Source organism: Streptomyces sp. NPDC020801 (genome assembly GCF_044334385.1).
Lineage (GTDB): Bacteria > Actinomycetota > Actinomycetes > Streptomycetales > Streptomycetaceae > Streptomyces.
The window spans coordinates 1-19,337 of the sequence record NZ_JBIRST010000018.1 but is presented as its reverse complement, the minus strand read 5'-3'; the positions used below and the strand labels follow the sequence as shown (position 1 = coordinate 19,337).

Below are 19,337 nucleotides of genomic sequence, written 5' to 3'. Positions count from 1 at the left end.
TCAACCCCCTGCGCCCCGTGGCCTGTTTCATGCGAAGCTGGGTGCCATGAGCGTCGCAGAACCCCGCAGGATTGTTCTCTTCCGGCATGCGAAGGCCGACTGGCCACAGGTGACCGACCACGAGCGGCCTCTCGCAGAGCGGGGCCGCAAGGACGCCCCGGTCGCCGGGCGCAGGCTGGCCGACACCGGTATTCCCTTCGACCTGGCTCTGTGCTCGACCGCGACCCGCACCCGCGAGACCTGGAAGCTCGCCGTCCACGAACTGCCGCACCGGCCGAAGACCGTCTACGAGGAGCGGGTCTACGAGGCCTCGCCCGGCGAGCTGATCACCGTGCTCAACGAGACGCCGGACGACGTGCAGAACGTGATCATGATCGGCCACAACCCGGGCATCCAGGGTCTGGCCGAGGTACTGTCCGGAGCGGCCGAGGACGACGCCCGCGAGTGGATGAGCCGCCGGGGCTTCCCCGCCGCCGCCTTCGCCGTCGTGTCCTTCGACGGCTCGTGGAAGGGCCTGGAGCCGGGCGTGGCCACACTGCTCGACTACTGGGCTCCCTCGGAGTAGCCCGCCCGTCCGCTCGTGCGCAGGGCCCGGCACCCTTTGCGGGTGCCGGGCCCTGCGCACGAATGGCGTTTGGGCGGGGACGGGGGAGCGGGACGCGGACGCTCAGCTCTCCTCGTGCGCGTCCGCCGCCTCGACCTCTTCGCGGGTGACTCCCAGCAGATACAGGACCGTGTCGAGGAAGGGCACGTTCACCGCGGTGTGCGCCGCCTCGCGGACCACCGGCTTGGCGTTGAAGGCGACCCCGAGACCGGCCGCGTTCAGCATGTCAAGGTCGTTGGCGCCGTCGCCGATCGCCACGGTCTGCGACAGCGGAACGCCCGCCTCGGCGGCGAACCGGCGCAGCAGCCGCGCCTTGCCCGCCCGGTCGACGATCTCGCCGGTGACCCGGCCCGTGAGCTTGCCGTCGACGATCTCCAGTGTGTTGGCTTGCGCGAAGTCCAGCCCGAGCCGGTCCTTGAGATCGTCCGTGACCTGGGTGAAGCCGCCCGAGACGACGCCCACCTGGTAACCGAGCCGCTTCAGCGTACGGATCAGGGTGCGCGCACCCGGCGTCAGCCGCACCTCGCTGCGCACCTTGTCCACCACCGAGACGTCCAGTCCCTGAAGCAGCGCCACGCGCGCGTGCAGCGACTGCTCGAAGTCCAGTTCACCGCGCATCGCGGCCGCCGTCACCTCGGCGACCTTGTCCTCGCAGCCGGCGTGCGCGGCGAAGAGCTCGATCACCTCGTCCTGGATGAGCGTGGAGTCCACGTCCATCACGACCAGGCGCTGCGCCCGCCGGTGCAGGCCCGCCGCGACGACCGCGACATCGACACCGAGTGCCGCCGCGTCCGTCACAAGGGCGGTGCGCAGCGGCTCCGTAGCCACGCCGGACACCGCGAACTCCACCGCCGTGACGGGGTACTTGGCCAGCCGGAAGATTCGGTCGATGTTGCCGCCGGTCTTGGTGATGCGTGCGGCGATCTGCGCGGTCGCCTCCGCCGTGAGGGGGTGGCCGAGAACGGTGACCAGGGAGCGCCCGGAACCGCGCGGCCGGTTGTCGCCGCGGCCGGAGATGATCTCCGCCTGCATCTTCATCGACTCGGCCCAGCTGTGCACGGTGGCCCGCAGATCGCCCTCCACCGCGGCGGGCGGCTCGGTGACGAGCGCGCAGAGCACCATCCGGCCGCGGGTGACGACCTGCTCGATGTCGACCACGTCGACGGAGTAGGCCGCGAGGGTGTCGAAGAGTCCGGCCGTGATGCCCGGCCTGTCCTTCCCGAAGATCTTGACGAGAAGGGTGGGTTCGTCGGAGGTCTGCGAAGCGCTCATGGTGTTTCCACCGTATCCGGCACCCAGTGCCTCACGCCCCTCAGGTCCGCCTGGCGGACACCGAACACCGGGGCGTCCATCAGTCGGTGCACGGCCCACGCCCCGGTCACCAAGGCCCGCGCACGGAGCCCATCCCCGTACGCGCCCGAGGCGACTTTGGCATGTGCCCGCCCGGCCGAGCGGGTGGACGCCGGCCCGGTCCAGCGCGTCGGTTCAGCGCGGCACCTCGGGTCACCTCTGCGGCGGCCCGTCAGCCCGCGGGGGCGGGGGCGGGGGCGGGGGACCGTCGTCCGGTGCGGGCGGCGGCCACTGCCCCGGCCGGGGCCGCGGGCGGCGCTCCGGCGGCCGTGAGGGCGGGCGCGGAGGCGGGGGAACGGGGCCGATCATCGTCGGCGACCCGTACACGTCGTCGGGCGGAGTCGCCGGACGGGGCCGACCTGCCGTACCGCCCTGCCCCCGGCCCCGGGGCGGGCGGGCGTCCTCCGGCTTCCGCAGCCCGTCGGGCAGCCGGAGATAGGGGTTGGTGGCGGGGTTCGGCGGCCGGTACGGCGAACCGGGGACATAGGGCCCGGCCGCCCCTGCGGGGTCCACCGGACCCGGGCTCGGTGCGGCGGACCGTACCGCAGCCGGTACGTCGCGGCCGGCGCCCTCCGCCGAGTTCCGCGCAGCCCCCGCGTCACCCAGTGCCAGGGGTGCCGCGCGCCGCCCCGCGGCCCCGGTCGCGCTCGCCAGCAACGCCCCAACGGCCCCCGCCCCGGCACCCCACGCGGCGCCCAGGAGCAACGCGGTGCCCAGGTGCCCGTGCAACTCGATCCCCGCGCCGAACGCGTCGAAGCCGAGCACGGACAGCGAGGCGTCCACGGACACCTGCGTCAGCCATGCGAGCAGCGGCAGCGCCAAGGCCGTGACGATCCCCAGCCGCACCGCACACCGCCCCGCGAAACCCAGCACACCCGGACCGCGTACGAAGCCGAAGGCGTCACCAGCGCCTGGAGCCGCATCCGCTCCGGCAGCAACCCCGGCTCCCGGAGCAACCCCGGCTCCCGGAGCAACCCCGGCTCCCGGAGCAACCCCGGCTCCCCGAGCCGCATCCGCTCCCCGAGCCACTCCGGGCTCCCGAAGCACCCCGGGCCCGCCCACCCCGGAGGTCCGGCCCGCCATCCCCACCGGAGTTCGTACCGCCGTCAGCACCCCCGCCAGGAGCATCATCAGGGCCGCCGCCACCCCCAGCAGCCACACCCGGCCGTCCAGGTCGGCCAGCCGCCCGAGCGTGACCGGCTGGTCGGAGCGCACGGTCAGGAGCTTGTCCAGGGGATCCGGCAGGAGCTTGGCCAGTTCGCCGGTCGCCCTGCCGTCCCAGGGGACGAGGAGGCCGATCGGGAGGCCCAGCCAGACCCCGTTGGGCGCGCCCAGCAGCGCGGCGCCCGCGATGCGCCGGGGGTGGGCGTCGCCGATCGCCGCGTACGCGGCCGCCGCCAGACCCGCCGCCACCGCCAGCAGCAGCACCGTGACCAGCGCGGACACGGCCGGCCGCACGACCCGGTGCACGGCCTGCCAGCCGCGCGGCAGCGGAGTGCGGCGCGAGGCGAGCAGGGCGATCAGCAGGATTCCGGCCGACCAGCCGAGTCCGCCGAGCAGCGTGGGCGCCGTGTCGACGGTGAAGCCGACCGACGCCTTGGCGTCGATCAGCTTGCCGATGTTGCCGGGGAGCAGCCCGCCGATGTCCCCGAGATCGCCGAGCCCGGGGATGCCGACGCCCCCCGGCCCTCCGCCGCCGGGCAGCTTGCCCAGCCCCAGCGAGCCCCCGTCGATGGTGACGACGTCGTGTCCAGCCCAGGCCAGCCCGCCCAGCATGGCCACGAACAGCGCCACCACCGCCCCCGCGCGGGCGAGGAGTTCGGCCGGGGAGATCACAACTCCGGCCGTGCGCAGGGACCGTAGGAAGAACCAGGACAGGAGCAGCGCGCCGACCAGGCTCACGCCCAGTGGCGTGATCTGGATGGCGGTGTGTGCCTCGGCCCCTTTCAGGCCGAAGGCGGACACATCGCCGGACGGCGTGACCGCACCACCCGCCCCAAGTGCCACCACCGCGGCGGTCATCGGCCCGAGCGAACCGGCCGAGTCCGCCTGCAGCAGGTGCAGCCCGAGCGCCGCCGTGCCCGCCATCCCGACCAACGCCCAGCTCACGCAGACGATGGCGGACAGCAGCACGTCCGGCCACGGCAGGCGTGCACCGTGCCGCGCGGTCCCGGCTTCCGTGGCAGTGTTCATGGCAGACCCCCCGATCCGCTGCACGGCACGGTTGCCGCGCATGTCCCCCTCGCGTGGAATACCACTCTCCGGCCGGGTTTCAACCCCGTCAACGCAAACGGTCGAAGCGTGCGTTACGTACTCATGACAAGGCCCGACTTTCGGTCAGAGGGTGGAGCCTGAAATAGTTCCCCACGATGTTCGACATCCCTAGACTCCCTGTGATGGGGGTAACTCGGGGGACAACTCAGTGGGGCATGGAGTGCCGGAACTCGTACTGGAATCAAACGGACGTACCTGGACGCTCGACCCGTCCAGGTCATACACCCTCGGACGCGATCCGCAGGGGGACATCGTGTTCGACGACGCCAGGGTCTCCTGGCGGCACGCCACGGTCAGCCACAACGGCCGCAGTTGGGTCATCGAAGACCACGGCAGCACCAACGGCACGTTCGTGCAGGGCCAGCGGATCCACCAGATGGAGCTCGGCCCGGGCTCGGCCGTCCACCTGGGCAACGCGACCGACGGACCGCGCCTGAACCTCTCGGGCGCCGCGGCCGCCGTCACCACGCCGCAGGCCCAGCCGCAGCCGTACGCCGCGCAGGGCGCCGGCCCGGGATGGGCCCAGCAGGCGCCGCCGCAGCAGCAGGGGCAGGGGCAGCAGGCCGGCTGGCAGCAGCCGCAGCCGGGGCCGTCGATCCCTCAGCAGCAGGGGCCCGGTGGAGGCGCGGGGGCGCCGCCGGTCTACGGCGACCGCAGCCCGACCACGTTCCACCAGTTCTCCCTCGGCCGTGTGATGCGCATCGGCCGCGCGCTGGAGAACGACCTGGTGGTCTCCGACCTCCAGGTCTCCCGCAATCACGCGGAGTTCCACGCCACGCCCGACGGCCGCTTCGAGATCCGCGACCTGGGCTCGCACAACGGCACCTACGTCAACGGCCACCCGGTCCCCAAGGGCGGCTCGGTGCAGCTGGGCCCGACCGACATCGTGGGCGTCGGCCACTCGACGTTCCGGATCGTCGGCGACCGGCTCGAGGAGTTCGTCGACACCGGTGAGGTGTCCTTCTCCGCCCGCCATCTGACCGTCACGGTCGACGGCGGCAAGCAGATCCTGAAGGACGTCTCCTTCGGCGTCCCGGAGAAGTCGCTGATCGCGGTCATCGGCCCGTCGGGCTCCGGCAAGTCGACCCTGCTCAAGGCGCTCACCGGCTACCGGCCCGCCGACCAGGGCGAGGTCCTCTACGACAACCGGAACCTGTACAAGCAGTTCGCCGAGCTGCGCCAGCGCATCGGTCTGGTCCCGCAGGACGACATCCTGCACAAGGAGCTGACCGTCAAGAAGGCCCTCAAGTACGCGGCCAAGCTGCGCTTCCCGGCCGACACCACGGCCGCCGAGCGGGAGGCCCGCATCGACGAGGTGCTCCGCGAGCTGAAGCTGGACATCCACAAGGAGAAGAAGGTCACCTCGCTCTCCGGCGGCCAGCGCAAGCGCGTGTCGGTGGCCCTGGAGCTGCTCACCAAGCCGTCGCTGATCTTCCTGGACGAGCCCACCTCCGGCCTCGACCCGGGCATGGACCGCGACGTCATGCAGCTGCTGCGCGGCCTTGCCGACGACGGCCGTACCGTCCTCGTCGTCACCCACTCCGTGGCCGAACTGGCGATCTGCGACAAGCTGCTGGTGATGGCGCCCGGCGGCAGCGTCGCCTACTTCGGGCCGCCGGAGGAGGCGCTGAACTTCTTCGGCTACGACAGCTGGGCCGACGTCTTCTCCGCCTTCGAGAACTACCGCGACTACGACTGGGCGGGCCGCTGGAAGGGCTCGCAGCACTACCAGATGTACGCCGCGGACATCGATGCCGTTGCCCCGCAGTCCGTACACATGCCTCCGCCGCAGGCCATCAAGCCGCCCAAGCCGCAGGGCTGGGGCTCGCAGCTGCTGACCCTGATCCGGCGGTATGTGGCGGTGATCGTCTCCGACAAGGGCTTCCTGGCGCTGACGGTGATCCTGCCGGCGGTGCTCGGCGCGGTCAGCCTGCTGATCGACCACAACAGGGGTCTGCTGGTCAACCCGGTCAATCCGCGCACCGGCATCCACATCCCGAACGGCACGGCCACCACGGTGCTGCTGATCCTCGCGGTCGGCGCGTGCTTCGCGGGCGCCGCGAACTCCGTCCGTGAGCTGATCAAGGAACGGGTCATCTACGAGCGGGAGCGCGCGACCGGCCTGTCCCGCTCGGCGTATCTGATGTCCAAGGTGGTCGTGCTCGGCGCGGTCACGGTGCTGCAGGGCCTGATGGTCGGCCTGATCGGCTTCTCCAGCCGGGAGATCCCCGACAAGGGCGTGGTCCTGGGCAACGCGACGCTGTTCGAACTGTGCCTGCCGATCATGGCGCTCGGCTTCACCTCGATGATGTTCGGCCTGGTCATCTCCTCGCTGGTGAAGACCGCCGAGAAGACCATGCCGCTGCTGGTGATGTTCGCCATCATCCAGGTCGTGTTCACCGGCTGCCTGTTCACCCTGAACGGCACGGTGGGCGTCAACCAGTTCTCGTACCTGATGCCCTCGCGCTGGGCGGTGGGCGCCGCGGGCGCCACGCTGGACTTCAACAACATCGCCCCGAACACCGACGACCCCGGCAAGACCGACGCGCTGTGGAACCACACCGCCTCGGCCTGGACTCTCGACATGGTCGCGCTGATCGTCCTCGGCGTCGTCTGCGGCTTCCTCGTGGCCCGCTTCCTGCGGCGGCACGAGCCGGAGGTCATGCGCAAGTGACGGCGGTGCGCACGGCCGCCGACGGCTCCGTGCGCATGCGAAGGGCGGCGCCCCCCGACGGGGTGCCGCCCTTTCCGCGTGTCGTCAGAGGTCCGCGCCGGCCTCAGTACGCGCTGTTGACGTTGTCGATCGAGCCGTAGCGGTGCGCCGCGTAGTTGGCGGCGGCCGTGATGTTGGCGACCGGGTCGTAGATGTTCTTCGACGTGCCGGCGACGTGGTACGCGTTGAAGGTCGGGTCGATGACCTGCAGCAGGCCCTTGGACGGGATGCCGTTGACCGCGTTGATGTCCCAGTTGTTGATGGCCATCGGGTTGCCCGAGGACTCCCGCATGATGTTGCGGTGCAGGCCGCTGTAGGAGCCCGGGATGTTGTTCTGCTTCATGATGTTCAGCGCGTGCCGGATCCAGCCGTCCAGGTTGTTGCCGTAGCTGGTGGAGGCGGCGACCGTCGCCATCTGCGGGCGCTGCGCGGCGCGGCTCGCGGCCTGCTTGGCCTGGCGGGCGGCCTCGGCCCTGCGCTTCGCGGAGGCCTGGACGGCGGCCTTCTTCGCGGCGGCCTCGGCCTTCTGCCTGGCGGCGGCCCGGGATCCGGCCTGCTTCTTGGCCTCGATGGCCTCGATCTTCACGCTGGCACCGGCGAGCTGGTCGGTGACGCTGGCCTTGACGTCCTTGACGGGCGCGGCGGCTATCTGGGCGGCCGGGGCCGCGGCGACGGCGTCGGCGCTGGTCGTCGTCTGGGCCTCGCTGGGCGTGGCGGAGAGGGCGAGGGCGGCGGCGCCGAGGGTGGCGGCACCGGCGACGGCGATCTTGTGGGCCTTGGTCAGGGAACGACTACGGCGGCGGAAGGGGATGTTTGCGGGCATGGCGAAATGGACCTCTTCGAGTAGCGCGGAGGTCGCTCTCCGGACTGCGGGAGGGGGTCCTTCCCACACGAGCACCGTGAGCGGAAACCCGCGGCGCTGAGCGACGAGAGCCATTCTTAGCGGCCGCAAAATGCCAGGGCAAAGGTGTGACGTACGAAGCTCGATAGTGGATCGCGAACAGACAAAACGGGACAGACAGGGATGTCTGTCCCGTTCACAGGGGGACCTTGTGTCTCCTATGTCCGTTCGTACGTGATGTGCGCCCTATGTGCGTCCTCACATCGTGGGAGGGTCGTCCTCACCGGCAGTTGCCGTCGCAACGCTCTCTGTGAGCGTTGTCCTCCGGGAGAACGAGATGCACGTCGCCGAACTCGTGCCAGAGATAGTGCCCGCGCAACGCCTCTTCATAACTCCGGTCGATCCCCGCCCGCCCCGCCACGGCCTCCAGCATCAGAAGATGCGAGGCCTGCGGCTCGTGCAGACCGGTCACGAGTCCGTCGACGACCCGCACCCCGCGCTCGGGCGTCACCACGAGGGAGGTCCACCCCGCGGCCGCCCGCACCACCCCGTCCCCACCCGCCGCCGACTCCACGGCCCGCACCGCCGTCGTCCCCACGGCGATCACCCGGCCACCACCCGCCCGTGCCGCGTTGATCAGCCGCGCGGAAGCCTCCGGCACCGAGTACCGCTCCGGATACGGCGGCTCGTGGGCCTCGGCCGAGGCCACCCCCGTGTGCAGGGTGACCGGCGCGAACTGCACTCCCCGGCTCACCAGCCCGGCCACCAGCCGCGCCGTGAACGGCCGCGCCGCACTCGGCATCTCCGCACTGCCCGACCCGTCGGTGGACGGCACCGCGAACACCGTCTGGTACACGGACAACGGCTGGTCCCGCTCCGTATAGGAGTAGCGAATGGGTCTGCCGTGCGCCCGCAGCATCCCGAGGACCCCCGCCCCCGCCACCCGCGCCCACCACAGTCGCGCGCTCCCCGCGCTCAACGGCTCCTCCAGCACCAGCCGTACGCCCCCGGGCAACACCACCTCCACACCCGCGGGCCCTCCCGCACGCGCGCGCGTGGTGCCCCGCCCGTCCGGTTCCCGCAGCTCCACCGCCCAGCGCCCGTCGTCCCCGGGCGCGGAGAAGTGCACCACCACGCGCGTGTGCCCGATCCGGCCGTCCACCGCGGCCGCCAGCGTGGGCGAGGTGTTCACCACCAGCAGGTCCCCGGCCCGCAGCAGCCCCGGCAGCTCCTTGAAGGCGTGGTGCGACACCTCCGTCCCCCGAGACACCAGCAGCCGTACGGCATCCCGGTCCAGCCCGGGGCCGCGCTGCTCGGCCGGCACGCGCGCCGACAGCTCCTGAGACACCCTCCCCCACTCTCGAACGGGCTCGAGCGGGGGGACCCCCATCGCCGCCGTCACCGCTCCTCCAGCAGGGCAGGCGCGCCGTAGCGGCCGCTCGCCGGACGTTCGTCCAGCAGCCGCAGGAAGGCCGGCACCACATCGGCCGGCGCCGGCCGCGGGGCGTCGTCCTCGGGTACGGCCGCCGCGTACAGGCCGGTGGCCATGTCCCCGGGATCCACCGCCCACACCCGCAGCCCCGGTTCCTCCTCGGCGAGCACGGCCGCCAGGTGGTCCAGCGCCGCCTTGGACGCCCCGTAGCCACCCCACCTCTCGTACGCCTCGACGGCCGCGTCCGAACTCACCGTGATCAGCGTGCCCGCCGCCGACTCCCGCAGCGCCGGCAGCGCCTGCTGCACCAGGCCGAGCGCGGCCACCGTGTTCACCTCCAGCGCCCGGCGCAACCCCTCCAGCGGCAGCTCCGCCAGAGGCAGCAGCGGCTCGGCACCGAGCGCGCTCGCGTTGTGCACCACCAGGTCGACGCCCCCGAGCCCGCGCGCCGCGGCCACCAGCCCGGCCCGGTGCCCGGCGTCCGTGACGTCCCCGGGCAGGGCCTCGACCCGGGTCCCGTGCACGGCCACGGCCCGCGCCGTGTCAGCCAGCGTCCGAGCGCCTCTCGCGTCCAGCACCAGATCCCAGCCCCGCCCGGCCAGGGCTTCGGCCAGTGCCCGCCCCAGCCCCTTCGAAGCCCCCGTGATGACCGCTACCGGCATGACACCCGTCCCCTTGTCATGACAGCCCGTCCCCTGCCCACGGGCTGTCGTCGTCCGCCTCGTGATCGGCGTGCCCCTCACCGTAGGAACGAGCCCCCTCCGCCACCTCGGGCGCGGGGCCGGGACCGCCGCGGTACTTCGCCCTAGGACAATGGGCCGGGGTCCCGGGCCCCGGGCCGTCAGGCCGGGCCGCCGGACCTAGGCCCAGCGCCCCAGGCGGGGCCGTCACAGGTCCGATCCGTGCTGTCACACCCCGCCGGTACCGTGAGGACATGAGTCACGGCCCCCGGTCCGGCCTCGCCGCGGTGAGCTCCGCGCTGCTGGCCATGAGCAGGCACCTCGAGGTGCACGACGTCCTGAAGACGATCGTCGTCTCCGCCCGCGAGCTGCTCGACGCGCAGTACGCCGCCCTCGGCGTCCCGGACGACCACGGCGGCTTCGCCCAGTTCGTGGTCGACGGGGTCAGCGACGAGCAGTGGCGGGCCATCGGCCCCCTCCCGCGCCAGCACGGAATCCTCGCCGCGATGCTGCGTGCGGCGAAGGCCGAGCGCCTCGCCGACGTGCGCAAGGACCCGCGCTTCGAGGGCTGGCCGGCCGCCCACCCCGACATGTCCGACTTCCTGGGCCTGCCGATCCGCGACGGCGACGAGGTCATCGGCGCCCTCTTCCTCGCCAACAAGCTGCGTCCCGCGGGGGGAGGACACCCCCCACACCCCCCGAGTCCCGGCGCGCACAGCGGCTGCGGCTTCACCGAAGAGGACGAGGAGCTGCTGGCCCTCCTGGCCCAGCACGCCGCGATCGCCCTCACAAACGCCCGCCTCTACGAGCGCAGCCGCGAGCTGACCATTGCCGAGGAGCGCTCCCGCCTCGCGCACGAGCTGCACGACGCGGTCAGCCAGAAGCTGTTCTCCCTGCGCCTGACGGCCCAGGCCGCCGCCGCGCTCGTCGACCGCGACCCCGCGCGCGCCAAGGGCGAACTGCAGCAGGTGGCCGTGCTCGCCGCGGAGGCCGCGGACGAACTGCGCGCCGCCGTGGTGGAACTGCGCCCCGCGGCCCTCGACGAGGACGGCCTGGTCGCCACCCTCCGCACCCAGATCCAGGTCCTCGACCGCGCCCACACCGCGCGCCTCACCTTCACCGCCCGCGGCTTCCGTGCCCTGCCGGCCACCCAGGAGGAGGCCCTGCTCCGTGTCGCCCAGGAGGCCCTGCACAACGCGCTGCGGCACTCGGCCGCGGAGCACGTCGACGTCACCCTGGACCGCCGCGGCTGCGGCGCCGTCCTGCGGGTCACCGACGACGGCGGCGGTTTCGACCCGAACACGGTGCGCCGCGCCGGCCGCCACCTCGGTCTGGTCTCCATGCGCGACCGGGCCGGCGGCGTCGGCGGCCGGCTCACGGTGGAATCGGCGCCCGGCAAGGGCACGACGATCGAGATGGAGGTCCCCGGTGGCTGACGCAATCAAGGTGCTGCTCGTCGACGACCACCAGGTGGTCCGCCGGGGCCTGCGCACCTTCCTGGAGGTGCAGGACGACATCGAGGTCGTCGGCGAGGCCGCGGACGGCGCCGAGGGAGTCGACCGGGCCCAGGAACTCAAGCCCGACGTGGTCCTCATGGACGTCAAGATGCCCGTCATGGACGGCGTGGAGGCGCTGCGCCGGCTCCGCGAGCTCGACAACCCCGCGCGCGTGCTGATCGTCACCAGCTTCACCGAACAGCGCACGGTGGTACCGGCCCTGCGCGCGGGCGCCGCCGGCTACGTCTTCAAGGACGTGGACCCCGACGCACTCGCCGGCGCCATCCGCTCCGTGCACGCCGGCCACATCCTGCTCCAGCCGGAGGTCGCGGGAGCCCTGCTGTCCCAGGAGGAGGGCAACTCCGGCCAGGGCCGGGGAACCTCGCTGACGGATCGGGAGCGGGAGGTGCTCGGCCTGATAGCGGACGGCCGCTCCAACCGCGAGATCGCCCGTGTCCTGGTGCTCTCCGAGAAGACCGTCAAGACGCACGTGTCGAACATCCTGATGAAGCTCGACCTGGCGGACCGCACCCAGGCCGCGCTGTGGGCCGTACGCCATGGTGTGACCGGCTGACCCGCCCCGCCCGCGACGCGGCCACGGCAATACGGAAGGTCCCACTCCGGACTGAGATTCATACCGTAGTGGGAATGTCCCCCGGATGGCGCATCCTCCGCGGGCCCCGGCCGTTCTCCAGTGCGTGCCGCGGCGACTGCCACGGCAATCACCAGAAGGGCTCAGAAGTGAAGAACCTGAAGAAGGCAGCGGCCGTGACGATGGTGGCCGGCGGACTCCTGGCCGCCGGCGCCGGAATGGCCTCCGCCACCGACGGCGCCTGGGCCTGCGGCGTCGCCAAGGGCTCCCCTGGCGTCGTCTCGGGCAACGTCGTCCAGGCCCCGGTCGACATCCCGGTCAACGCCGTCGGCAACAGCGTCAACGTCATCGGCGTCCTGAACCCGGCCTTCGGCAACCTCGGCCTCAACCACTGAGCCCAGGCCCCACCCCGACGCCCACGGCCTCCCGGCTCCCCCGGGAGGCCGGTCGGCTCCTCGGGGGAGCCGGGAGGCCGTGGGCATGCGTGCCTTCCCAGTGCCCGGCGCGTGGCGGACCCCAGGACGGCTCGGCTGGGCGCGGGGGTCCTTCCAGCTCGAAGAGCCCCGGGGGAGAGGAACCTCTTCAGCGCCCGGCCGAGCGACCCGCGTCGGCCCCCGCGCCGACACCCGGCAGGCCGGCGCTCGGCTCACCCGGCTCTCACCGCGCCCCCTTCTCCCGCTCCTCCACCACGGAGTTGTACGCGGCGACCTGCGCCCGCCGGGCCGTCCGCTCCACCGGCCGCAACGCAGCTCCCCGCGCGGCCATCTCGGACGCACTGACCGCACCCCCGTGCCCGTTCGCGTACGCCAGCGACACCAGCAGCCCCACCCGCTGCGCCAGCTCCAGCACCCGCACCGCCCGCGGTGGATACCCCGGCGCCAGCACCTCCTGCCCCCGACCCCCCTGCGCCCGCGCCCGGTACGCGTCGATCGCCGCCTCCGCCACCGGCCCTGACCCGGCCACATCCATCCGGGACAGCACCTCCGTGGCCTCCCGCAGCGCCTCCGCCAGCTCCCGCTCGGCCTCACCGAGCGACGGCACGTCGGCGGGCGGCGCCTCCCGCACGGGCAGCACGTGCCACACCACCTCGGCGTGCACGTCGCCCTCCGGCCCGACCTCGTACACCTCCGGCACCAGCCCGAACGCGGCACCGTGACAGATCACCGCCTCCTCGGCGTCCAGCGCCCGCGCATTGAACTCCGGCGGCCCGCTCAGCCCCAGCGGATGCCCCGGCGCGGGCAGCGCCACCCGCAGTGCCGTCACCCCCAGCGCCCGCAGCCGCCCCAGCGCGAGCGTGAGCCCGACCGGGCCCGGCTCGCCGGGCAGTCCCTCCAGCCGATGGACGGCATCGTCACCCACGATGGCGAGCACGGCGTCGTCTGGAGAGACAAGTCCGGACAAAAGGGCGTTTCCCCAAGCGGCGAGGCGTCCAGAGCGCGGTTCCGAAAGCATGCCCCCACCCTAAGGACCGGACCGATGGAACGGCCCGCCCGGCTCGTGGCGTAGATTCGTTGAGGGCTGCGCCCACCGGCGCGGCGGACCGAGCCACAGGCGTACCGACAGCCGAGACCGGCGGCACACTGCAAGGGGAGACAACGCGCTCATGAGCGATGTTCTGGAGCTTCAGGACGTATCCGTGGTCCGCGAGGGCCGGGCTCTGGTGGACCAGGTCTCCTGGTCGGTCAAGGAGGGCGAGCGCTGGGTCATCCTCGGCCCGAACGGCGCCGGCAAGACCACCCTCCTGAACGTCGCCTCCAGTTACCTCTTCCCCAGCAGCGGCACCGCCACGATCCTCGGCGAGACCCTCGGCAGGCCCGGTACCGACGTCTTCGAGCTCCGCCCGCGCATCGGCATGGCAGGCATCGGAATGGCGGAGAAGCTCCCCAAGCGCCAGACCGTGCTGCAGACCGTGCTGACCGCCGCCTACGGCATGACCGCCGGCTGGCAGGAGGAGTACGAGGACGTCGACGAGCAGCGCGCCCGCGCCTTCCTCGACCGCCTCGGCATGAGCGACTACCTCGACCGCAGGTTCGGCACCCTCTCCGAGGGCGAGCGCAAGCGCACTCTGATCGCCCGCGCCCTGATGACCGACCCCGAGCTCCTCCTGCTCGACGAGCCCGCCGCCGGCCTCGACCTCGGCGGCCGCGAGGACCTGGTCCGCCGCCTCGGCCGGCTCGCCCGCGACCCGATCGCCCCCTCGATGATCATGGTCACCCACCATGTCGAGGAGATCGCCCCCGGCTTCACCCACGTTCTGATGATCCGTCAGGGCAAGGTCCTCGCCGCCGGACCGCTGGAGCTCGAACTGACCTCCCGCAACCTCTCCCTGTGCTTCGGCCTCCCGCTCGTCGTCGATCAGGCCGGCGACCGCTGGACCGCCCAGGGCCTTCCGCTCTCCTAGCCGACCCCATTGCGCCCTGTCGGTCCTGCGACCCGCGGTCCTACGATGACCGCGTGAACGACATCGACGCATGGGTGTGGTGGCTCGTCGGCGCGGCAGCGCTCGGAATCCCCCTCGTGGTGACCGCGATGCCGGAGTTCGGCATGTTCGCGGTGGGCGCCATCGCCGCCGCGATCGTCGCCGGCTTCGGCTTCGGCGTGGTCGTCCAGGTGATCGCCTTCGTCGTGGTCTCGGTCGCGCTCATCGCCGTGGTGCGGCCCATCGCCTACCGGCACAGCAGGCAGAGTCCCCAACTGGCCACGGGCATCGACGCGCTGAAGGGCAAACAGGCCGTCGTACTCGAACGGGTCGACGGCTCCGGCGGCCGTATCAAGCTCGCCGGAGAGATCTGGTCGGCGCGCTCGCTGGACACCGACCGTGCCTACGAAGTGGGCGAGGAAGTGGACGTCGTGGACATCGAGGGGGCCACCGCCATCGTCATGTGACCTTGCCCGAAGGGGGTGTTGGCGCAAGTGAACCGAACACCCCCCGCAGTACGCGACGGTCTGTCAGACTCGACCAGCAAGATCTTCAACAGCGGTAAGAGCCCATAGGATCTTCCGAAAGCGCCGAGGCGGAGAAGGGTACGGGGAGCCGACGATGGAACCGGTCATCATCGTCCTGATCATTCTGGTGGTGTTGGTCTTCATCGCCCTGATCAAGACCATCCAAGTCATCCCACAGGCCAGCGCCGCCATCGTGGAGCGGTTCGGCCGCTACACGCGGACGCTCAACGCGGGCCTCAACATCGTCGTCCCGTTCATAGACACCATCCGCAACCGCATCGACCTGCGCGAACAGGTCGTACCGTTCCCGCCGCAGCCGGTGATCACCCAGGACAACCTGGTCGTCAACATCGACACCGTCATCTACTACCAGGTGACAGACGCCCGGGCCGCCACCTACGAGGTCGCCAGCTACATCCAGGCCATCGAGCAGCTCACCGTCACCACCCTCCGCAACATCATCGGCGGCATGGACCTGGAGCGCACCCTGACCTCCCGCGAGGAGATCAACGCGGCCCTGCGCGGCGTCCTCGACGAGGCCACCGGCAAGTGGGGCATCCGGGTCAACCGCGTCGAGCTCAAGGCCATCGAGCCCCCGACCTCCATCCAGGACTCGATGGAGAAGCAGATGCGCGCCGACCGGGACAAGCGCGCCGCGATCCTCCAGGCCGAGGGTGTCCGGCAGTCGGAGATCCTGCGCGCCGAAGGTGAGAAGCAGTCCCAGATCCTGCGCGCCGAGGGTGAGGCCAAGGCCGCCGCCCTGCGCGCCGAGGGCGAGGCCCAGGCCGTCCGTACGGTCTTCGAGGCCATCCACGCCGGCGACCCCGACCAGAAACTGCTCTCCTACCAGTACCTCCAGATGCTCCCGAAGATCGCCGAGGGCGACGCCAACAAGCTCTGGATCGTCCCCAGCGAGATCGGCGACGCCCTCAAGGGCCTCTCCGGCGCCGTCGGCAACTTCGGCCCCCTGGGCGGCGGTTCGGGCGGCAACGGCTCCTCGGACAGCCACGGTGGCACGGGCCCGGGCAGGGAACGCCGAGAGAAGCCCTCCATCGACTGAGGCGGGCTCGAAACCAGCGGTCCCCGCACCCGACCCAGGGGCGCGGGGAACACGACCGGCCGGGACTCGGCCGCAGCCGCGATGGAACCGAACCCGGTGAACGACTAGGCGGCTTCCCGCACCAGCCAGTCCGGCAGCGCCTCGAACTCGTCCTGGCCCAGGGTGAGCAGCATCGCGTTCGCAGGGGTCGGCTCGAAGGGCTCGCGCAGCAGCGGCATCCCCGCCTGCTCCGGAGTACGGTCCGCCTTGCGGTGATTGTCCTCCGCGCACGAGGCCACCGTGTTCAGCCAGGTGTCCTGCCCGCCCTGCGAGCGTGGCACCACGTGGTCCACGGTCGTCGCCCGCCGCCCGCAGTACGCGCACCGGTGCCGGTCACGCACCAGGACACCCCGCCTGGACCACGGGGCTTGTCTTCGGAAGGGCACCCTCACATACCTGCACAGCCTGATCACCCGAGGCGCGGGTATGTCGACCGCGGCTCCCCGCATACGCAGTTCGGGGTGGGCCTGCTCGACGACGGCCTTGGCCTGCAGCACCAGAACGACGGCTCGGTTCAGGGTCACCGTCGACAGCGGCTCGAAGCTCGCGTTCAGCACCAGCGTGTCCCGCATACCAGCCCACCTCCCGTGTGCACCTGCCCACCCCCTGGCGGGCTTGGATCAACTCTGGACGGGCGCGCCGAGATGGACAACGCAATAAAAAATGCCCGCCTCCGATCACTTCCAAGACCAGAGGCGGGCAAACGTTCAATGAACGTCACTCTGCGCGGCGGGCACCGGCGGGCACCTCAGCCCTCGGCGGGATTCTCGTACTCACCGATCAGCTGGGCGCGCGCCAGCGTGTGGAACCGCAGGTTGAAGCCAACGGCCGCGGGAGAGGCGTCCGAGTCCGGGCCCAGCTTCTCCTGATCGACCGCGTACACCGTGAAGACGTAACGGTGCGGCCCGTCCCCGGGCGGCGGCGCGGCACCCCCGAAGTCCTTCGTCCCGTAGTCGTTGCGCGCGTGCACGGCACCCTCGGGCAGCCCCTCGAACTTGCCGCCGCCCGCACCCGCCGGCAGCTCCGCCACCGAGGCCGGGATGTCGAACAGCACCCAGTGCCAGAACCCGCTGCCCGTCGGGGCGTCGGGGTCGTAGCAGGTCACGGCGAAGCTCCTGGTCTCGGGCGGGAAGCCCGCCCAGCGCAGCTGCGGCGAGGTGTTCCCCGCCGCGTGGACCTGAGCGTCCTTGAGCGTCGCGCCCTCCCGGACGTCGTCGCTCGTGACCGCGAACGACGGCACGGGCGGATGGAAGTCGTGGGGGAGCGGCCGCCTCTTGAGCTCGGTCACCTCGGTACCTCCTGGTCGGTTACGTGGTGATACCGGTGGTTCCCCGTTGGCGGAACCACCGGTTCCCGAGCCTAGAACCAACTGCGCTTGCTGCCGACCTCGGCGATCCACTGGTGGAGGTACGCCGCCCAGTCGGTCCCCTGGTAGTCGTGCAGGCCCACCTGGAAGGACCGGTAGGTGTCGCTGCCCTCGCTGAAAAGACCCGGCTTCTTGTCCATCTCCAGCACCACGTCCATCGCGTGCTCGTCGGCGACGAAGCTCAACTCCACCTGGTTCAGTCCCCGGTACTGCGACGGCGGGTGGAACTCGATCTCCTGGTAGAACGGCAGTCGCTGGCGCGTACCGCGGATGTGGCCGCGCTCCATGTCGGCGTTCTTGAACCGGAAGCCCAGCTGGATGAACGCGTCCAGGATCGCCTTCTGCGCCGGCAGCGGGTGCACGTTGACCGGGTCCAGGTCACCGGAGTCCACCGCACGGGCGATCGCCAGCTCCGTGCACACCCCGATGTGCATGCCCCGCAGCGACTGCCCGTCGATCATGGTGACCGGCGTCTCCCACGGGATATCCAGCCCGAACGGCACCGCGTGCACGGCCCCGGCCTGCAGCTCGAAGGCACCGCCCAGGCGCACCTTCGTGAACTCGATGTCCTGCTTGTACTCCTGGTCGCCGCTCTCCACCTCGACCTTGGCCTGCAGCCCGACCGAGAGCCCCTCGATCTCCTGGTTCACGGACCCGCCCTGGATCCGCACCTCGCCCTGGACGACCCCGCCGGGCACGACGTTGACCTCGTGCAGCACCGTCTCCACCGACGCCCCACCCGCCCCGAGGCTCGCGAGCAGCTTCTTGAACGCCATGACTCTCCCTTTACGTGTGGTCCCTGACCCCTACAAACGCGATCCGGCCGCGACCGGTTCCGCGCCCACACCCTGGCAAGGAGAGGGAACCTTGACCACCCCTTGACACCCACCCGTCTGGACTACGCTCGGACGGCATGATCGCCCCCTCGGACCGTACGCCCCTGCCCAGAGAGTTCTTCGACCGGCCCGTCCTGGAGGTCGCCCCCGACCTCCTCGGCCGTGTCCTCGTCCGTACGACCCCGGACGGTCCGATCGCCCTGCGCCTGACGGAGGTCGAGGCCTACGACGGCCCCAACGACCCCGGCTCCCACGCCTACCGCGGCCGCACGGCGCGCAACGGCGTGATGTTCGGGCCCCCCGGTCATGTGTACGTCTACTTCACCTACGGCATGTGGCACTGCATGAACCTGGTGTGCGGGCCCGAGGGGCGGGCGAGCGGGGTCCTGCTCCGCGCCGGCGAGATCGTCGAGGGCGCCGAGCTGGCCCGCACCCGACGAGTCTCGGCCCGCAACGACAAGGAACTGGCCAAAGGCCCGGCCCGCCTGGCCACGGCCCTGGGCGTCGACCGGGCCCTGGACGGCACCGACGCCTGCGCCACCGGCGACACCCCCGTACGGATCGTGGCCGGCACCCCCGTCCCCTCCGACCAGGTGCGCAACGGCCCGCGAACCGGAGTCGCGGGCGACGGCGGCGACGGCGACGTCCACCCCTGGCGCTTCTGGGTCGCCAACGACCCGACGGTGAGCCCGTATCGGGCTCATGTGCCGAAGCGCCGCTGAAGTTGACTCGGCCCTGGAAGGTGCGTAACGTGGCCCGAGCCGCTGAACCGGGTACGGCGATCGCCTGCAGCCGGAGCGGCCAACCCACTACTACCGAGCACCCCTCTCAGCGGGGTCGATTGTGGCGTGCACGCATGCCCTAATTCGAACTCGCGGAGGCCGATTATGAATCGGCACGGGAATCGGCTAACGTAGTGAATGTCGAAAAGGCCGACGGGCGAAAGTCCGAGGCCGGAAGGCAAACCCCCCGACTGGGAATCGGATCGGAAAAAGATCTGATAGAGTCGGAAACACCGAAGGGAAGCGCCCGGAGGAAAGCCCGAGAGGGTGAGTACGAAGGAAGCGTCCGTTCCTTGAGAACTCAACAGCGTGCCAAAAGTCAACGC

Annotated in this window: 18 protein-coding genes; 9 read left to right on the top strand and 9 right to left on the bottom strand. The window is 71.4% G+C overall.

Going from position 1 to position 19,337, the window contains the following annotated elements:
- Positions 1–46: 46 nt before the first annotated feature.
- Positions 47–565 carry a SixA phosphatase family protein gene (locus ACH4UM_RS30335; RefSeq protein ID WP_398186130.1) on the top strand — a complete coding sequence of 173 codons (519 nt, stop codon included), beginning with the start codon at positions 47–49 and terminating at the stop codon, positions 563–565.
- A gap of 102 nt (positions 566–667) precedes the next feature.
- Here the strand turns inward: ACH4UM_RS30335 and serB are convergent, their stop codons facing one another.
- Together serB and ACH4UM_RS30325 are read right to left on the bottom strand one after the other, a co-directional pair.
- Entirely contained in the window at positions 668–1,876 is a 1,209-nt protein-coding gene (serB, locus tag ACH4UM_RS30330; protein ID WP_398186127.1) for a phosphoserine phosphatase SerB, read from the bottom strand.
- A gap of 231 nt (positions 1,877–2,107) precedes the next feature.
- Positions 2,108–4,147, bottom strand: coding sequence for a streptophobe family protein (locus ACH4UM_RS30325; protein WP_398186124.1), 2,040 nt, complete (start codon positions 4,145–4,147; stop codon positions 2,108–2,110).
- Positions 4,148–4,388: 241 nt separating this feature from the next.
- Here ACH4UM_RS30325 and ACH4UM_RS30320 point away from each other — a divergent pair, with 241 nt between their 5' ends.
- Positions 4,389–6,902 (top strand): FHA domain-containing protein, encoded by a 2,514-nt coding sequence (locus tag ACH4UM_RS30320; protein ID WP_398186121.1) that lies wholly within the window; start codon positions 4,389–4,391, stop codon positions 6,900–6,902.
- A 103-nt stretch (positions 6,903–7,005) separates the two neighbouring features.
- Here ACH4UM_RS30320 and ACH4UM_RS30315 read toward each other — a convergent pair whose 3' ends face one another.
- From ACH4UM_RS30315 to ACH4UM_RS30305, 3 genes are all read right to left on the bottom strand, one after another.
- Entirely contained in the window at positions 7,006–7,764 is a 759-nt protein-coding gene (locus ACH4UM_RS30315; RefSeq protein ID WP_398186118.1) for a transglycosylase SLT domain-containing protein, read from the bottom strand.
- A gap of 298 nt (positions 7,765–8,062) precedes the next feature.
- Entirely contained in the window at positions 8,063–9,184 is a 1,122-nt protein-coding gene (locus tag ACH4UM_RS30310) for an S-adenosylmethionine:tRNA ribosyltransferase-isomerase (RefSeq protein ID WP_398186115.1), read from the bottom strand.
- Complete coding sequence (locus ACH4UM_RS30305; RefSeq protein WP_398186112.1) at positions 9,181–9,876, bottom strand: SDR family NAD(P)-dependent oxidoreductase; 696 nt, start codon at positions 9,874–9,876, stop codon at positions 9,181–9,183. Before ACH4UM_RS30305 ends, ACH4UM_RS30310 begins: the two co-directional genes overlap by 4 nt.
- A 272-nt stretch (positions 9,877–10,148) precedes the next feature.
- On the opposite strand from ACH4UM_RS30305, the gene ACH4UM_RS30300 reads away from it, so the two are divergent.
- From ACH4UM_RS30300 to chpE, 3 genes are all read left to right on the top strand, one after another.
- Complete coding sequence (locus tag ACH4UM_RS30300) at positions 10,149–11,330, top strand: GAF domain-containing sensor histidine kinase (protein WP_398186110.1); 1,182 nt, start codon at positions 10,149–10,151, stop codon at positions 11,328–11,330.
- Positions 11,323–11,964 carry a response regulator gene (locus tag ACH4UM_RS30295; protein ID WP_398186107.1) on the top strand — a complete coding sequence of 214 codons (642 nt, stop codon included), beginning with the start codon at positions 11,323–11,325 and terminating at the stop codon, positions 11,962–11,964. Before ACH4UM_RS30300 ends, ACH4UM_RS30295 begins: the two co-directional genes overlap by 8 nt.
- A gap of 167 nt (positions 11,965–12,131) precedes the next feature.
- Positions 12,132–12,377 carry a chaplin ChpE gene (gene chpE / locus ACH4UM_RS30290; RefSeq protein ID WP_398186104.1) on the top strand — a complete coding sequence of 82 codons (246 nt, stop codon included), beginning with the start codon at positions 12,132–12,134 and terminating at the stop codon, positions 12,375–12,377.
- Positions 12,378–12,639: 262 nt separating this feature from the next.
- Here chpE and ACH4UM_RS30285 read toward each other — a convergent pair whose 3' ends face one another.
- The gene (locus ACH4UM_RS30285) at positions 12,640–13,434 is read right to left on the bottom strand and encodes a hypothetical protein (protein ID WP_398186101.1); all 795 of its coding nucleotides are present in this window, start codon (positions 13,432–13,434) and stop codon (positions 12,640–12,642) included.
- Between the two features lie 151 nt (positions 13,435–13,585).
- On the opposite strand from ACH4UM_RS30285, the gene ACH4UM_RS30280 reads away from it, so the two are divergent.
- The 3 genes from ACH4UM_RS30280 to ACH4UM_RS30270 all read left to right on the top strand — a co-directional run bounded on the left by ACH4UM_RS30280 (position 13,586) and on the right by ACH4UM_RS30270 (position 15,988).
- Entirely contained in the window at positions 13,586–14,383 is a 798-nt protein-coding gene (locus ACH4UM_RS30280; protein ID WP_398186098.1) for an ABC transporter ATP-binding protein, read from the top strand.
- A gap of 53 nt (positions 14,384–14,436) precedes the next feature.
- Positions 14,437–14,868, top strand: a complete 432-nt coding sequence (locus ACH4UM_RS30275; RefSeq protein ID WP_398186095.1) for an NfeD family protein — start codon at positions 14,437–14,439, stop codon at positions 14,866–14,868.
- 154 nt (positions 14,869–15,022) lie between these two features.
- Positions 15,023–15,988, top strand: a complete 966-nt coding sequence (locus ACH4UM_RS30270) for an SPFH domain-containing protein (RefSeq protein WP_398186092.1) — start codon at positions 15,023–15,025, stop codon at positions 15,986–15,988.
- A gap of 104 nt (positions 15,989–16,092) precedes the next feature.
- Here the strand turns inward: ACH4UM_RS30270 and ACH4UM_RS30265 are convergent, their stop codons facing one another.
- The 3 genes from ACH4UM_RS30265 to ACH4UM_RS30255 all read right to left on the bottom strand — a co-directional run bounded on the left by ACH4UM_RS30265 (position 16,093) and on the right by ACH4UM_RS30255 (position 18,169).
- Entirely contained in the window at positions 16,093–16,599 is a 507-nt protein-coding gene (locus ACH4UM_RS30265; protein WP_398186089.1) for an HNH endonuclease, read from the bottom strand.
- A gap of 176 nt (positions 16,600–16,775) precedes the next feature.
- Complete coding sequence (locus tag ACH4UM_RS30260) at positions 16,776–17,315, bottom strand: YbhB/YbcL family Raf kinase inhibitor-like protein (protein WP_398186086.1); 540 nt, start codon at positions 17,313–17,315, stop codon at positions 16,776–16,778.
- A 71-nt stretch (positions 17,316–17,386) separates the two neighbouring features.
- The gene (locus ACH4UM_RS30255; protein WP_398186084.1) at positions 17,387–18,169 is read right to left on the bottom strand and encodes a sporulation protein; all 783 of its coding nucleotides are present in this window, start codon (positions 18,167–18,169) and stop codon (positions 17,387–17,389) included.
- Positions 18,170–18,306: 137 nt separating this feature from the next.
- Between ACH4UM_RS30255 and ACH4UM_RS30250 the strand changes: the two genes are divergently transcribed.
- On the top strand, positions 18,307–18,951 hold the full coding sequence (locus tag ACH4UM_RS30250) for a DNA-3-methyladenine glycosylase (RefSeq protein ID WP_398186081.1): 645 nt from the start codon (positions 18,307–18,309) through the stop codon (positions 18,949–18,951).
- Positions 18,952–19,337 lie beyond the last annotated feature (386 nt).